This window comes from Halomonas nitroreducens (assembly GCF_003966155.1).
Taxonomy (GTDB): domain Bacteria; phylum Pseudomonadota; class Gammaproteobacteria; order Pseudomonadales; family Halomonadaceae; genus Halomonas; species Halomonas nitroreducens.
The window spans coordinates 22,194-36,583 of record NZ_RXNS01000014.1 but is presented as its reverse complement, the minus strand read 5'-3'; the positions used below and the strand labels follow the sequence as shown (position 1 = coordinate 36,583).

General features: G+C 69.2%; 13 protein-coding genes and 1 pseudogene. 6 read left to right on the top strand and 8 right to left on the bottom strand.

Annotation, left to right across the window (positions count from 1 at the left end):
- Nucleotides 1-84: 84 nt before the first annotated feature.
- Nucleotides 85-1,416 carry a tetratricopeptide repeat protein gene (locus EKG36_RS14590; protein ID WP_126485356.1) on the bottom strand — a complete coding sequence of 444 codons (1,332 nt, stop codon included), beginning with the start codon at nt 1,414-1,416 and terminating at the stop codon, nt 85-87.
- A 96-nt stretch (nt 1,417-1,512) separates the two neighbouring features.
- Nucleotides 1,513-2,345, bottom strand: a pseudogene (locus tag EKG36_RS14585) (IS481 family transposase).
- A 221-nt stretch (nt 2,346-2,566) separates the two neighbouring features.
- Between EKG36_RS14585 and EKG36_RS14580 the strand changes: the two are divergent.
- Nucleotides 2,567-4,057 carry a cysteine synthase gene (locus EKG36_RS14580; protein ID WP_126485353.1) on the top strand — a complete coding sequence of 497 codons (1,491 nt, stop codon included), beginning with the start codon at nt 2,567-2,569 and terminating at the stop codon, nt 4,055-4,057.
- 9 nt (nt 4,058-4,066) lie between these two features.
- On the opposite strand, the gene bluB is transcribed toward EKG36_RS14580, so the two are convergent.
- Nucleotides 4,067-4,804 carry a 5,6-dimethylbenzimidazole synthase gene (bluB, locus tag EKG36_RS14575; RefSeq protein ID WP_126485351.1) on the bottom strand — a complete coding sequence of 246 codons (738 nt, stop codon included), beginning with the start codon at nt 4,802-4,804 and terminating at the stop codon, nt 4,067-4,069.
- A gap of 114 nt (nt 4,805-4,918) precedes the next feature.
- On the bottom strand, nt 4,919-5,536 hold the full coding sequence (locus EKG36_RS14570; RefSeq protein WP_126485349.1) for a LysE/ArgO family amino acid transporter: 618 nt from the start codon (nt 5,534-5,536) through the stop codon (nt 4,919-4,921).
- Nucleotides 5,537-5,626: 90 nt separating this feature from the next.
- On the opposite strand from EKG36_RS14570, the gene EKG36_RS14565 reads away from it, so the two are divergent.
- On the top strand, nt 5,627-6,496 hold the full coding sequence (locus EKG36_RS14565) for a LysR family transcriptional regulator ArgP (protein ID WP_126485348.1): 870 nt from the start codon (nt 5,627-5,629) through the stop codon (nt 6,494-6,496).
- Between the two features lie 51 nt (nt 6,497-6,547).
- On the opposite strand, the gene EKG36_RS14560 is transcribed toward EKG36_RS14565, so the two are convergent.
- Entirely contained in the window at nt 6,548-8,215 is a 1,668-nt protein-coding gene (locus tag EKG36_RS14560; protein WP_126485346.1) for a mechanosensitive ion channel family protein, read from the bottom strand.
- 122 nt (nt 8,216-8,337) lie between these two features.
- A complete protein-coding gene (locus EKG36_RS14555; RefSeq protein WP_126485344.1) occupies nt 8,338-9,750 on the bottom strand; it encodes a sensor domain-containing diguanylate cyclase in 1,413 nt (470 codons plus the stop codon).
- Nucleotides 9,751-10,013: 263 nt separating this feature from the next.
- Between EKG36_RS14555 and EKG36_RS14550 the strand changes: the two genes are divergently transcribed.
- A complete protein-coding gene (locus EKG36_RS14550) occupies nt 10,014-10,325 on the top strand; it encodes a hypothetical protein (RefSeq protein WP_126485342.1) in 312 nt (103 codons plus the stop codon).
- Nucleotides 10,326-10,414: 89 nt separating this feature from the next.
- Here EKG36_RS14550 and EKG36_RS14545 read toward each other — a convergent pair whose 3' ends face one another.
- Nucleotides 10,415-11,290: a PhzF family phenazine biosynthesis protein gene (locus tag EKG36_RS14545; RefSeq protein WP_126485340.1), complete on the bottom strand. Its 876-nt coding sequence runs from the start codon at nt 11,288-11,290 to the stop codon at nt 10,415-10,417.
- Nucleotides 11,291-11,390: 100 nt separating this feature from the next.
- On the opposite strand from EKG36_RS14545, the gene EKG36_RS20490 reads away from it, so the two are divergent.
- Both EKG36_RS20490 and EKG36_RS14540 read left to right on the top strand, forming a co-directional pair.
- Nucleotides 11,391-11,573 (top strand): LysR family transcriptional regulator, encoded by a 183-nt coding sequence (locus EKG36_RS20490; protein ID WP_185827566.1) that lies wholly within the window; start codon nt 11,391-11,393, stop codon nt 11,571-11,573.
- Nucleotides 11,570-12,340 (top strand): LysR substrate-binding domain-containing protein, encoded by a 771-nt coding sequence (locus EKG36_RS14540; RefSeq protein WP_185827565.1) that lies wholly within the window; start codon nt 11,570-11,572, stop codon nt 12,338-12,340. Before EKG36_RS20490 ends, EKG36_RS14540 begins: the two co-directional genes overlap by 4 nt.
- 64 nt (nt 12,341-12,404) lie before the next feature.
- On the opposite strand, the gene EKG36_RS14535 is transcribed toward EKG36_RS14540, so the two are convergent.
- Nucleotides 12,405-12,962, bottom strand: a complete 558-nt coding sequence (locus tag EKG36_RS14535) for a hypothetical protein (RefSeq protein WP_221766087.1) — start codon at nt 12,960-12,962, stop codon at nt 12,405-12,407.
- 493 nt (nt 12,963-13,455) lie between these two features.
- Here EKG36_RS14535 and EKG36_RS14530 point away from each other — a divergent pair, with 493 nt between their 5' ends.
- Complete coding sequence (locus tag EKG36_RS14530) at nt 13,456-14,262, top strand: DUF5602 domain-containing protein (RefSeq protein WP_126485336.1); 807 nt, start codon at nt 13,456-13,458, stop codon at nt 14,260-14,262.
- Nucleotides 14,263-14,390: the final 128 nt, after the last annotated feature.

Below are 14,390 nucleotides of genomic sequence, written 5' to 3'. Positions count from 1 at the left end.
CATCCAAGACTTGCGTGGAATGCAAAAAAACGGCCCGTCCGTCGACGGGCGTCTTCGGCCATCGGGACGTGCCGCCCTGCCGGCTCAGCCCCGGGCCGTTGCCCCTCGGGTGGCCCGGGCCAGGAAATCGCGATTGACCCAGCTGTGGGGCTTCAGGGCCAGGCGCTCGTGGGCCAGCGCCGCGGCCAGGTCATGCAGGCCGCCACGCAGGGCGGCCTCGGTCAGCGTCCAGTCGATCACGTCGCGCTGGGCGTGGCTGCCGCCGAAGCGATTGGCGATGAAGCGCGCCGCATGGAGCTGCTGCGCCGCCAACCGGTAGTCCCCGTGCCAGTAGGCCACGAAGCCCTGGACCAGCGGCAGGCCGATGTCTCGGGTCCAGCGGGCCACCTCGGCGGACGGCTCCTCGGGCGAGCGGAAGGCGGCCAGGATCCGTGCCACGTCCTGCTCGCGCCCGGCGCCGAGATAGGCCATCACCGCATGCCAGTCGTTGAAGGGGTAGAGTCGGCCATCGGCATGGCGATCCCAGGTATCGGCCAGCTCCTGCCAGTGCCCCGCGAGGTCACACCCCAGCAGCGTCAGCCGCCACAGCAGTGCGGAGGCATCGATCATGTCGAGAGCCACCCCGCTGCGGTCCTGGCGCACCGGGCCGTCGTAGAGCGCCAGCGCCTCGTCGACCCGGCCCAGGTCGAGGTAGTAGAGGGCGTGATGCCACCAATTGTGGACCCGGAAGAAGTTGTCATCGCCTGACCAGTAGGGCTCCCGGGTGGTCATCCAGCCGATGCCGTCCTCGGCGCGGCCCTGCATCTCCATGACATGGGCGACCGCATGGTGCGCCCAGCAGTCGCGGGGCTCGAGCTCGACGGCCCGACGCCCCTGCGCCTCGGCGCGGGCGTAGTCGCCGGTCTCCTCCAGGCCGAAGGCATGCATGCCGAGCAGGATCGAGTAGCCCGGCAGCTCGGCCGACCAGCGCGGCAGGACCCGGGCGATGCGATCACGCAGGTCGCGGGCATTGGCCCGATAGAAGTCCAGCAGGTGGCCGCACTGCAGCGCCACCAGATCCCTCGGGAAGGCGACGTTGTGGTGATCCAGGGCCAGCGCCGCGGCGGTCCAGTTGCCCTGCAGCAGGCGCTCCAGGGCGGCCAGCAGCGATGCCTCCCGTTCGTTGAGCGCCAGCCGTCGGGCCGACGCGGCGATGGCGCGGGCCTGTGCCGCGGCCTCGGGCTCGGTGGCCACTGCGAACAGCCAGGCCTTGAGGAGATGCGCCATTGCGAAGGCGGGCGCCTCGGCGATGGCCTGATCCACCCGGGCGACGGGGTCGCCCCGGTACAGGTTGAAGGCCGTGACGGCCTCGTCGAAGGCCGCGACCGCCGCGGGAGTCGCGCCCGACAGCGGGTTGCCTTGGCGGTCGGCTGACATGGGGAGTCCCTCCGGGAGTACGGTTGCCAGGGAGACGTGCCCCGCCACCGCCAAGCCCTCGCCAGGCGATGCCGAGCGCACAGTGTCTCCCTGAGTCTAGCTGTGTAAACCCACCAGGTTGTTCACGGAATGCCCCAGCCGGCTAATGGGAGGTTGGTAGTTCAGGCTGGCATGGGGCCGATGCCAGTTGTATTGGTGGAGCCAGACGGGCAGATGCTTGCCTCGTGCCTCCGAACTCTCGTAGCGCCACGCATAGGCCCGCTCGCGCAGAGCGGTTTGAATGAACCGTTCTGCCTTGCCATTGGTTCGGGGCGTGTAAGGCTGGGTGCGCTTGTGCTTCAGCCTCAGTCGCCGGCATAGACGGTGGAACGCCTTGGATCGGTAGCAGGCGCCGTTGTCGGTCAGCACACGCGTGAAGCGAACGCCCAGTCGTCGGTAGTACCGCACGGCCTCGAGCAGGGCATAACACGCACTCCAGCCGGTTTCATCGGGATAGCGGGTGCCGTAAGCCACCCGCGAGTGATCGTCGATGGCGATGTGAACATACTCCCAGCCAGCCCCACGGGTGGCCTGTTGTCGATCGCCGGTGACGCGATGCCCGGGGCGCTCGAAGCAACCGAGCTTCTTGATGTCCAGGTGCAGGAGATCGCCCGGCGCCTCATGTTCGTAGCGATTCGCGGGACGGGCAGGCGCCAAGGCCGAGAGACGGTTCAGCCCCTCGCGCGCGAGGAGGCGCGCGACGGTGCTGAGTCCGATGCTCAGCAGATGGGCGATCTGGCGGTAAGTCTGACGCTGCCGGCGGCGCTCGATAACCTGCTCGCGGAGCTCATCCGGAGTTGCATGAGGACAGCGGCGTGGGCGAGACGCACTCGATGAACCAGCAGGGCTCGACCATGAGGAGTGAGACGGGCATTCTTATGGGTGTTCATCCGGGCCTCCTGGAGGTTGGTTTGGGTCGCACCTCCAATTGTCCGGGTAGGTTCCGGATGAACAACCTACCGAGAGATCACATCTAGCCCCGCGACGCGCAGCCCACCGCGGAGCGGCCTGGGCGGCTGGTTCGCGTCAGCCTCGATTCAGCCGAACAGCCTATGGCGAGAGGTATCCGGCCTTCATACAGTGAGCCTGTAGTCCGGCGGGAAACGTCGACATGAGCCATCGCTACCAGAGCATCCTCGAGACGATCGGCAATACACCGGTGGTGCGCATCCACAACCTCGCACCGCCGGACGTGTCGCTGTTCGTCAAGCTCGAGGCCTGCAACCCGATGGGGTCGGTCAAGGATCGCCTGGCGCTCGGCGTCATCGAGGATGCCGAGCGTCGCGGCGACCTGGCGCCGGGGCAGACGGTGGTCGAGGCCACCAGCGGCAACACCGGCATCGGTCTGGCCATGGTCTGCGCCCAGAAGGGCTATCCGCTGGTGGTGACCATGGCCGAGAACTTCAGCGTCGAGCGGCGCAAGCTGATGCGCTTCCTCGGCGCCCGGGTGGTGCTGACCCCGGCCTCGGAGAAGGGCTCGGGCATGGTCGCCAAGGCCCGCGAGCTCGCCGAGAAGCACGGCTGGTGGCAGTCACGGCAGTTCGAGAACCCGGCCAATGCGGCGATCCACGAGCGGACCACGGCCGTCGAGATCCTCCGCGACTTCGCGGACCTGCCCCTGGACTACTGGGTGACCGGTGTCGGGACCGGCGGCACCCTGAGCGGCGTCTCCCGGGTCCTCAAGCGCGAGAGCCCCCACACCCGCATCGTGGTCTGCGAACCCGACAACGCCGCCATCCTGGCCAGCGGCATCCCCCAGGCACGCCTGCCCGACGGCGGCCATGCCCAGAGCCACTCGCAGTTCCGCCCCCACCTGATGCAAGGCTGGACGCCGGACTTCATCCCGCAGCTGGTGGAGCCGGTGCTCGCGGGGCATCGCATCGACGAGTTCCTGGCCATCAACGGCAAGGACGCCCTGCGCTGCGCCCGGGAGCTGGCCAGCCGGGAGGGCATCTTCGTCGGCATCTCCGCCGGGGCCACCTTCGCCGGAGCGCTGCAGGTGGCCGAGCGGGCCCCGGCGGGCACTACCCTGTTGTGCATGCTGCCGGACACCGGCGAGCGCTACCTGTCCACACCGCTGTTCGAGGACGTGCCCGTCGAGATGACCGAGGAGGAGACCCTGCTGTCCTGCTCGACCCCGGGCTACCGTTTCGACGTGGCGCCCCGCCCTGCCCCATCCGGCGCCGCGGCCTCCACCGAGGCCACCGATGCCGAGGCGGAGGCCGAAGTCGACCGGCTGATCGGCGATCCCCGCCAACCGGTGGTGATGTTCGCCCTGGAGTGGTGCGAGTTCTGCTGGTCGGTCCGCAAGCTGCTGCGCCACTACGCCATCCCCTACGAGAGCGTCGACCTGGATGCCGTGGACTACCAGCAGGACAACCTGGGCGGCCGGATCCGGGCGGTGCTGCGGGCCCGCACCGGCGTGCTGACGCTGCCGCAGATCTTCATCGGCGGCGAGTTCGTGGGGGGCTGCAGCGAGCTGTTCGACGAATGCAAGGACGAGCGCCTGTTCGCGCGCCTGAGGACGTTGCAGGTCCCCCACGACGCCAACCAGCCGATCGACCCCTACAGCCTGCTGCCGGGCTGGCTGCACCCGCGCTGAGCGCCGCGCTCAGTGCTCGCCCGGCGTTGATTCGCCGGCGTTGAACGTCGCGGGAAAGTCCCGGTCCTCGCGCAGCTGCGCGATCAGCGGCTCCTCTGCTGCCGTGGCGCCCTGCCCCCAGCGCTCGAAGGCCACCAGCTCCTCCAGCGGGGTCCGCGAGTGCCAGCCGGCGGTCTCGAGTTCCGGGCGCTCGGGAAAGTGGCTGACATAGCCCAGGCACAGGTAGGCGACGGGCACTACCGTCGCCGGCAGGGCGAGGATCTCGCTGAGCACCTCGCGGTGCAGGATCGACACCCAGCCCACCCCGCCCCCCTCGACGCGTGCCGCCAGCCACAGGTTCTGTACCGCGCAGACGGTACTGTAGAGGTCCATCTCCTGCTGCGGGGTGCGGCCGATCACCGGGCCGCCGCTGCGCTCGCGGTCGCGGGTGATGCACAGGTTGAGCGGCGCCTCGAGGATGCCCTCCAGCTTGAGGCCGCGGTAGGTCTCGCGACGCGCCGCCTCGAACATTTCCGCGGCCTCGCCATGGGCGGTGCAGAAGTCGCGATGGATGCGCTCGCGCACCGCCCGCAAACGGATCAGGATGAAGTCCCAGGGCTGCATGAAGCCCACCGAGGGGGCCTGGTGGGCGGCGTGCAGGATGCGGCTCAATACCGCGTCCGGTAGCGGCTCGGGACGGAACTGGCCGCGCACGTCACGCCGGTTGAACACCGCCCGGTAGAGGCCCCGGCGTTCCTGAGCGTGCATGGGTGGGCCCGGTGCGTGGCCGGGAGTGGTGTGTTCGGCCTGCCTGGATACCAGGGTCTGTCCCTCGCTTTATGCCGCGTCGATATCGTCGCGGGGACTGTACCACTGCCGGGGTCAGGCGACTCCGCCGAGCTCGCCGCCGGCCAGCTGCACGGCGATGATCGCCATCATCACCCCGATGCCGCCGTCGATCACCCGCCAGGCCCGCGGCCGCGACAGCCAGGGCGAGAGCAGCGCCCCGCCCCAGGCGAGCAGGCTGAACCACAGGATGGAGGCGCTGCCGGCGCCGGCCACGAAGGCCCCCGCACTGTCCTGCTGGGCGCCCACCGAGGGGATCAGCAGCAGGGTGTCCAGGTACACCTGGGGATTGAGCACGGTGACGGCCAGGGTGGCCAGCACCACCCGGGTGACGCTGTGGCCCCGTGCCTCGGCGACGGCCAGCCCCTGGCGTCCGGCGGTGGCGCGATGCAACGCCTGGAGGGCCAGCCAGCCGAGAAACACCACCCCCAGCCAGCGCAGCGCCTCCAGAGCACCGGGCATCGTCAGCAGCACGGCACTCATGCCGAACATGCCAGCAGAGACCAGCAGCAGGTCGGTGCCCATGCACAGCCCGGCGGACCACCAGTGGTGCTCGCGCCGCACGGCGAGCCCCAGCACGTAGGCATTCTGGGCGCCGATGGCGATGATGATGCCACCGCACACCACCAGCCCGGTCAGGTAACTCTCCAGCATCGTGGGTCCTCCCTGAAGGTGAGGAGGCCAGCCTAGCGGCGAATCGTTATACTGAAAAATCATCCTCCTAATGCTGCATCAGTTTTGCTTATGCTTGACTACAAGCTGCTCGAGGCCCTGGCCACGGTGATCGAGTGTGGCGGCTTCGAGCGCGCCGGAGCCGCGCTCGGCCTCTCCCAGTCGGCGGTCTCCCAGCGCATCAAGGCCCTGGAGATCCGCCTCGGCCAGCCGGTGCTGATCCGTCACCCCCATCTCGAACCCACGCCGGCGGGTCGGCGGCTGCTCAACCACCACCAGCAGGTCCGGCTACTGGAACGCGACCTGCGTTCCGCCCTGCCGACCCTGGAAGCCGCCTCGCCGCGGCTGCGGATCGCGCTCAACGCCGACAGCCTGGCGACCTGGTGGGCCGAGGCCGTGAGCGACTTCTGCCGGGCCGAGGGGCTGCTGCTCGACCTGGTGATCGAGGATCAGGACGTGGGGCTCAAGCGACTACGCGACGGTGACGTGGCCGCCTGCCTGTGCGCCAGCGACCAGCCCATCGCCGGCGCCCGCTGCGTGCCGCTCGGCACCATGGTCTATCATCCCTACGCGACCCCGGACTACATCGCTCGCTACTTCCCCGAGGGGCCCACGGAGGTGGCCTTCCGCCAGGCCCCGGCCATCGTCTACGGCCCCCATGACCAGCTCCAGCACCGCTTCCTCGCCCAGTGCGGCTATCACGGTGCCTTCCCCCACCATCTCTGCCCGTCCTCGGAGGGGTTCGTGCGCCTCGCCGCCGGCGGCATCGGCTACGGCATGATGCCGCGCCTGCAGGTGGAATCGCTGGTGGCCGAGGGCCGCCTGGCGAGCATCGCCCCGGCGCGCTCCCTGGCGGTGCCGCTCTACTGGCACTTCTGGCGCCACAGCGGCGAGCTGCTGGCGCGGCTAACCCGGGTCCTGGGCGATATCGTGCTGCGCTAGTCGCGGCTCGCCCACGTGGGGCCGACGGCGACCCGCTGCGGCGACATGGCGTCATCGGTGACCCGACGCATGGCCACGCGCCACGTCCTGATGACTGATGACCACGACCTCCCGAGGCCACCACTCGGGATGCTGCTCCCTGACGAACGCCAGCATGCGCTCGCGCAGATTGGTCTCGGCGAGCCAGCCGGACATGGGCTCCGGCGTCATCAGGTAGAAGGTGATCTCCTGGGCGTCCGCGGATTGCCCGGTCACGTAACACAGCAACCGGTCATGATCGATGACGCCCTCCTCGTCTTTCGCGAGTTCCTGGAACTTGTCCCGCAGGCACTGCACGTCGGCGCTGAGGTGGAGGGTCAACACGAACTGGCGGTACATCTTGGCGTTCTTGGTGGACCAGTTCTCGAACGGCTTGGAGATGAAATACGTTACCGGCACGATCAGCCGCCGCTCGTCCCAGGTCCGCAGGCGAATGAAGGTGTAGAAGATACCTTCCACGTAGCACCACTGCCCCTCGAAGAACACGCTGTCACCGATGCGCACTGGCTTCGCCAGGGCCACCTGGAAGGAGGCGAGGATATTGCCCAGCACCGCTTGTCCCGCGATGCCCACCAGCACCGTCAGTACACTGGCCGACGCCAGCAGCGTCATGCCGAGCGAATCGAAGATGCTCAGGTTGCCCAGCACATAGACGGCCGCGATGACCACCGTGATCAGGATAATGGTCCGGCGCAGGGCATAGAGGGTGGTCAGCAGCCTGCGCTCGTCCTGGTGGCGGGTATCGTCGATCTCGCCGACCAGGCGTGAGGTCACCTTGAGCAGGATGGTATCGACGAAGCGCAAGGCGATGAGCCCGAGCCCCCAGGCCATGATGAGCGCCAGCAGGATGCGGAAGACGGTGGTGGCCGCTCCCGAGAAGGAGACCACATAGCCGAGCGTCCATTGGGCCACCAGGGACATGACGATGAAGGCCAGTGGCATCCCCACCCGGCCGGCGAAGATGCTGGAGACGCCGGCTGGCAGCCAGCGAGCCAGCAAGCTGGTCAGGCTGTACACCGCGAACCCCAGCAGGCCGATCATGCCGATGAACAGTGGAATGGCCAGCCATTCCCAGAGCCGCAGCATCCCCAGGGGCTGCTTGAAACGCTCGGGGATATGGGGCTCCACCCAGGCCGGGCCGAAGGCCTCGTACAGGGCGGGGACGACCGAGAGGGTATCCGGCATGAACAGCCACACCGGTTGCTGATCGCCCGCCTTGTAGCGAGCTAGCCGTATATCGTAGGTCTGGCCATTTGCCTCGAGCGACGCCAGTTTGAGATTACGCCGCGCCTCCCCTGCCCGAGGATGCTGGTTGGCCCCTTCATCGATCATGGCATCCCGACGGGCCGGCAGGGACGAGATATTGACCCACTCACCGTGCTGCAGAACCGAGGCCAGCTGCCTGGCCAGCTCGGGTCCCTTCGCGGCCTGCTCCTGCGGGGAAAGGTCCTCGAGGTTGAGCAGATGCGCGGCGGCGGCAAAATCGTTTTTCTCGGCGAGCTCGAAGAAGCTGCGGATCGACTCGCGGGGGGTCAACCGCTCGACCTCCTCGGGCACTGCCCCGAGTCCCGGGTTCAGTGCACTGACCTCGAACCAGTGGTCCTCGGCTTCCTGAGCCGCACACACGGCGGGAAACACGAGGATCATCATCAGCAGCATCCAAGCGAATCGTTGGCCCATGGCAACCTGACTCTTGCGAAGGTGATATCGACGGAACGCGAGCGCTGCCCGATGTCGCCGGTCGCGGCAGGCGTCACCGAACGGGACGCCCCGCTGGCCCGAGGGGCGCCCCGGCCGGGCGCTCAGTCGTGGGCCGGCCGGGGCGGGTTGAGCCCCGACGCCGGAGGCACGGGGACACCGGTGCCACCGGCCCAGGCGCGCTTGCGGGCCTTGCGGGCGAGCATGCGCGACTCGGCCTGCGCCATCAGCGCCGAGAGCGCGCCGGTCTCGTCCGGGGCGATGACCGCCTCGCCCTGGCTGTAATCGATGACGAAGGACTGCTCGGGGCGGGCATTGAGGGCCTGGCGCTCGCCCTCGAGCCGAGTCAGCAGGCCCGTCAGGTGCTCCGGGTGGATGCGCATCAGCACGGCGAACTCGTCACCGCCGAGGCGGGCCACGATATCACTCTCCCGGGTATGCGAGGCCAGCAGCCCGGCGAAGTCGGCGATCAGCCGCGAGCCAGTCTCGTAGCCCAGCTCGTCATTGATCCGCTTGAGTCCGTCGAGATCGAAGTAGAGCAACGACAGGGACTCGCATTCGCGCCGTGCCAGGCGGCGCAACTGCTCGCCCAGCGCCTCGAAGGCATGCCGGTTGTAGAGGCCGGTCAGCGGGTCGCTCAGCGAGAGCTCGCGCAGACGCGCCTCCAGGCGACCGTTCCAGCCGCCCATCCACAGCAGCATGACCAGCAGCAGTGTCGCCAGCAGGGCAGCCATGAGCGCCGCCGCCGAGGAGGACAGCGACGCCGGCGCCAGCCGGCTCGCCAGGGTCACCACGAGGAAGGGCAGCACCACCACCGCCGGCCAGCCGCGGCGCAGCAGGCGACCGGCGCGCCCCGGCATCGCCAGCAGCGAGAAGAGCCCCGCCCGGGCGTGAAAGGCCAGCTGGGCCAGGGTGAGCAGCAGCAGGACGACCAGGGTGGGCAGGGTCAGGCTCGAGCCGGCAGCAGGGGGGAAGAGGCCGAGGGCATCGAACAGCCGGGCGCCGCCGAGGGCCAACAGCAGCGCCAGCTGCGCCACCAGCAGCCCGTCCCTCAGCCCGGTCGGGACACGGCCGCGCGCCCGGGCCAGCAGCAAGGCCAGGCTCGCCAGCATCAGGTGGCCGGCGACCGGCCATGCCATGTGCACGGGGTCCATGCCCAGCAGGCTCTCTCCCACGAAGGAGATCCGACCGGCCAAGTGGCCGACCAGCGCCAGGCCGGCGAGGCCCAGCACGATGCCGCCCCCCAGGCAGCGGGCCGAGCGGGGCGCGACGATCCGCCGGGCGAGCCCCAGCTGGCCCAGCGCCAGCAGCAGGCAGGCCGCCGCGGTGGTGGCCGGCATCAGCGCCCACCCCGTTGGCAGCCAGCGGCCGAGCGGGGCGATCCCCCAGCCGAGCAGCACCGAGCCCGTCAGGATCACCACCATCACCGACGCGGCCACCTGGAGTCCCGACAGCCGCTCGAGCCAGGCCACGTCGGTCCGCGGGTCCATCGCGCCATTCGTGTCGTCTTCGCTCACCTCGACCTCCCATATGTGTCGTTCCGCTTCCGTGCGGCTACCCGGGCTCGTGCCCGATCAGCCGGGGCATCCTCCGGGCAGCCCCTGCTCCGGCCACGCCGCCGTGAAATCAGTTAAGCGAAAACCCTCGACCCACGCAACGCTGCGGCACGGCACGCCTGCGCGGATCGGCAAAATCGGATAGGATGGTCGGGCAACATCTTCAGATCACGGAGCAGCAACGACGATCGAGCATTCATTCCAAGCCAGCACCGGAGGTTCGTATGAGAGTCTACAAACCCGAGTGGCAGTGCACGTTTAGCGTGAACGAAGGCGCGGAAGAATCGGCCAACTGGAAAGAACGACTCGCCTGGCAGCTACGGGCGTTCGCCGACAGGCTGGAAGGGAGCGGAAGAACGCTCAAGATCGACTGCAACGTCACACCGGAAGTGAGCCGCGAAGAGGTGGACACCTGCCTGGGCAAGGGCTTCGCCGTGACCCAGGGACTGCTGACCCAGCTCGCCCACCAGGCCGCCTGCGAGGACGTCATGCGCGACGCCAAGGCCGAGCTGTTCGAGGAAGACCCGCAGCATTGAGGGTCGCGATGCCGCGGCGTTCGTCCTCACCACACCCCACTGCGCCCCTGGCGAGTGGGGTGTTTTGCGTCAGGACACCGGTGCGTGGTTTATCCCGGTGTCGCCGACCTCGTGGCGTCGGTCGGCACCGCCTCGAGATCCACCGCCGTGCCGGCCACCACGATCCCTCCGGAGACCGGTACCCTGACCTCGATCCGGCTCGGGCGCCCCATCGCCTCGCCCTGTAGGATTGTCAGCCGGGTGGGCGTCTCGATCAGTCCCGCCGCCCGCAGGTGGCCGCCCAGCGCCGCCGCCGCGGCGCCGGTTGCCGGGTCCTCCACCACTCCACCCACCGGGAAGGGGTCCCGGGCATGAAAGCGCGTCGTCGACTCGCGCCACACCAGTTGCAGTGTGGTGAGGTGCTCGCGTTGCATCAGCGCCTTGAGCGCCGCGAAGTCGTAGCTCAGGTCATCGAGCCGTTCCTTGGTGGCCACGGCCAGCACCAGGTGCCAGGCCCCGGCATAGGCCAGGACCGGCGGCAGGCCCGGGTCCAGCTCGTGGGCCTGCCAGCCGAGGCTTGCCAGGGCCGCCTCGATCAGCGCGGGGGCCGCGGCGCGGGAGTCTGGTGTGACCGAGACCAGCGAGGCCCGCCAGTCGCCGCCGTCGCGTTCCACCGTGACCGGCACTTCGCCGACCGCCGTGGCCAGCCGGTAGGTGCCCGCGCCTTCGAGGCGCCCCAGCAGCACACCGGCGGCCACGGTGGCATGGCCGCAGAAGCTGACCTCGGCCTCGGGACTGTAGTAACGCACCTGTCGGGTCTCGCCATGGCGTGGCGCGAGGAAGGCGGTCTCGGAATAGCCCACCTCGGCGGCGATGCGACGCATGGTGGCGGGATCGAGCAGGGCCTCGCCCAGCCAGACGCCGGCCGGGTTGCCACCCCGGGGGTCACGGGTGAAGGCGGAGAGGCGGTAGAGGGTACCGGTCATGGGAGGTCTCCTGATCGAGGGGGGATGCCTCGCATTCTGGGTTTAGCGGGTGTAATAACAACATATGGTTTCTCGCCCAGAGGCTTATCAGGAGTAAGCCATGCCGCCGTCCTCTCACCTGCCCCTGGCCACCCTGCATGCCTTCGAGGCGGCGGCCCGGCTGGGCAGCTTCAGCGCCGCCGCCGACGAGTTAAACGTCACGGCCGCGGCCGTCAGCCATCGCATCAAGGCCCTCGAGGAGGGCTCGGGCTGCGGCTGTTCAAGCGCAAGGTACGCGGGGTGATCCTGACCGAAGCCGGCGCGCGCTACCGCGAGCGCATCGCCGAGGCCTTCGTGCTGATCGAACGGGCCACCCGGGAGCTGCGCCAGCCGAGCCTCGACGGCCCATTGCGGGTGTCGGCGCCCCAGGCCTTTGTGCAGCAGACCCTGATGCCGCGGGTGGGCGAGTTGCTGCACCGCCATCCGGGACTGGCGCTGACGCTGGCGGGTGACAACCGGCTGGCCAGCCTCCGCGACGGCGAGGTCGACCTCGCCATCCGCTTCGGCACCGGCGACTATCCGGGACTGCAGGTGGTGCCCCTGCTGGACGATGCGATCACCGTGGTGGGCCCTGGCAAGGGCTCGCCGGGGCCTGGCGACTGGCGAGACGCCTGCTTCATCGAGGATGCCGGAGCCATGTCCGGCGAGCCCTGGAGTCACTGGGGGCCCTGGTGGCGTGAAGCCGGCCTGCATGCCCCCCAGGCGCTGCGGCGCCTCAGGGTCTCCGACAGCAGCCTGGCACTGGCCGCCTGCCGACAGGGCCTGGGACTGTGCCTCACACGCCTCTCGGTGGTGCGGGAGATGCTCCAGCGGGGCGAGGTGGTGGCACTGCGCCCCTGGCGGCGCTGCGAGTTCAGCTACTATCTGGTCAGCCTGCCGGCCACTGCCGAGGCCCCCCGTGTGGTCGCCTTCGGCGACTGGCTGGGGGAGGCACTGGCGCCAATGCGGCAGGCCTTGGAGGCGGCGATCGGCCCCTCCGCCCGCCGGGACGACGCCGCCCCGCCAGCATAGGCAAGCGACAGCCGCCCGGCCTAGCGCTATGACGATGGATGTGGATGACGGCACGCTCGCCGGGTCACTCCCCCTCGGACGCGTCCCGGGCCCCCACCGGCACCATGATGTGCTGGTAGTCGGTGCCCTGCCACATCACATAGGGGCCCCCGTTGTCGGGGTCCGTGGGCATGCCTTCCAGCAGCTCGGGCGGCGCGATGATCATCAGGTGCGGTCCCTCTTCGATCCACTGGTTGTCATCGGTTGCCTCCTTGGCATACGGATCGATATTGCTGGCCCCCTCGTCGCCCTGCAGCATGTAGGCGATGCCCAGCCGCTCGGCGGTGAAGGGTTGCTTGTTCTGCCAGGCCTCGGCCCAGGCCTGCCATACCTCGTCCAGGCACATCGGCGCCCGCCCCGCCATGGTCGGCGGCGTCGGCAGGCAGGTATAGCCATTGCTTCCCTCCTGCAGTACCGTGCCCTCCCAGTCGACCACCGTGGCGTCCTCGACCATGCCCGGCCAGGTGGCGCTCAGCGCTTCCTGCAATTTGTCCGACTGGGCCGACGCCGAGCCGGCCATCGCCAGGCTCGCTCCCGCGGCGGCCATGACCATGGCGCCGCGCCAGGAAATACGTGTTCTCATCGTCCACTCTCCCTTCGACAGAACGGACCGCCTGCGCTTCCCGCCTTCCCACCAGTCGGCCCTGGAATCGACATCTTCGCCCGCAGTCCCTCCCCTTGCTGCCTGTCATTCAAGTCAAACGGTGGCGTTTCCTCCACCCGGGACCGAAGAAAAGCGCGGCAACGGGAGACATCTCATGCGCCCATCAGCAGTGGTCTCATTCCCGCGACGAGTGCCGATTGCCACCGGGCTGGCGCTCGCCTTCATCCCTGCACCACGGCGCCAGGCACTATACTCAATGAGCCAACGCCAGCCGCCTTCACCACGGCCAAGGGCACCGCGCCAGGACCGCCGACAGGCAATGCCTCCTGCTCCTTCCGCACGCGACACCTGACTCCCGAGATGACACGGTCATGGCGGGCATGCAAGCCTGCAGCATCAGTCAATGGCACCGGCGACGGGCAGCGACGCACGGGCTCACGCCTGTCGGTCCGGCACCTATCGTGGAGGGGTCATGAACATCATGAGTGTTGCCGGATTCCGCCGGCTCGGCGGCGTATCGGCCCTGGCGCTGGTCATGGCGGCTACCGCCCTGCCGGCCGTCGCGGAGCGGGTCTCGTGGGGCGATCCGGTGGCCGTCGGCAACGGCCAGGCCCGGGTCGCCGTCAGTGAACAGACGGATGGCATCCCGAGTTCGGTCGCCGTGGTGCTGAGTGCCGGCGTCCTGGAGGGGCTGCCGGTGGAGACGCCGGACCAGCATGAGTGGGAGTACCTGCTGCCGATGCCCGATGACTCGCCGATCACCGGTTATCGCCACGTCGGACTGAACTGGAACCCCATCGGCCACATCCCCGAGGGCATCTACTCGGTTCCCCACTTCGACGTACACTTCTATCTCATCGACGCGGCCGAGCAGCAGGCCATCACCTTCCAGGGCCCCGACCGGGAGGCGCGACTCATCCCGCCGGAGAGCACGCTGGTGCCCGCGGGCTATGTGATCCCGCCCGACTCGGCCGTCGAGCGCATGGGCGTCCACGGCATCGACACCGACAGCGAGGAGTTCCAGGGCCAGCCGTTCACCCGCACCTTCGTGTACGGCTACGACACCGGCAGGCTGATCTTCATCGAGCCGATGATCGCCCTGGACTACCTGCGGTCGCGGCCGGATGCCACCCTGCCGGTGAGGACTCCGGCCGCCTACAGCAGCCCCGGCTACTACCCCGGCCGTTACCGCGTGGCCTACGAACCCGCCACCGACGAGTACCGCGTCGAGCTGCTCGAGTTGCGCCCCTTCCCGGCCATGCCGGCCAAGCCCCTCTAAGCCTCGGGCGCGGATGCCCCGGCGAGTGCCCGCCCCCTCCGACCCGACCGGCGGGGGCGATTGAGCGCTTCCTGCCCCGGCCGCCCACGGCCGGGCCGGCGACGCCAGAGACCAGCTGCCTGGCCACC

Excerpts from the sequence above, each read along its gene's own strand:
- EKG36_RS14590 (WP_126485356.1), bottom strand. The coding sequence starts at position 1,416 with ATGTCAGCCGACCGCCAAGGCAACCCGCTGTCGGGCGCGACTCCCGCG.
- EKG36_RS14580 (WP_126485353.1), top strand. The coding sequence starts at position 2,567 with ATGAGCCATCGCTACCAGAGCATCCTCGAGACGATCGGCAATACACCG.
- bluB (WP_126485351.1), bottom strand. The coding sequence starts at position 4,804 with ATGCACGCTCAGGAACGCCGGGGCCTCTACCGGGCGGTGTTCAACCGG.
- EKG36_RS14570 (WP_126485349.1), bottom strand. The coding sequence starts at position 5,536 with ATGCTGGAGAGTTACCTGACCGGGCTGGTGGTGTGCGGTGGCATCATC.
- EKG36_RS14565 (WP_126485348.1), top strand. The coding sequence starts at position 5,627 with ATGCTTGACTACAAGCTGCTCGAGGCCCTGGCCACGGTGATCGAGTGT.
- EKG36_RS14560 (WP_126485346.1), bottom strand. The coding sequence starts at position 8,215 with ATGGGCCAACGATTCGCTTGGATGCTGCTGATGATGATCCTCGTGTTT.
- EKG36_RS14550 (WP_126485342.1), top strand. The coding sequence starts at position 10,014 with ATGAGAGTCTACAAACCCGAGTGGCAGTGCACGTTTAGCGTGAACGAA.
- EKG36_RS14545 (WP_126485340.1), bottom strand. The coding sequence starts at position 11,290 with ATGACCGGTACCCTCTACCGCCTCTCCGCCTTCACCCGTGACCCCCGG.
- EKG36_RS20490 (WP_185827566.1), top strand. The coding sequence starts at position 11,391 with ATGCCGCCGTCCTCTCACCTGCCCCTGGCCACCCTGCATGCCTTCGAG.
- EKG36_RS14535 (WP_221766087.1), bottom strand. The coding sequence starts at position 12,962 with ATGAGAACACGTATTTCCTGGCGCGGCGCCATGGTCATGGCCGCCGCG.
- EKG36_RS14530 (WP_126485336.1), top strand. The coding sequence starts at position 13,456 with ATGAACATCATGAGTGTTGCCGGATTCCGCCGGCTCGGCGGCGTATCG.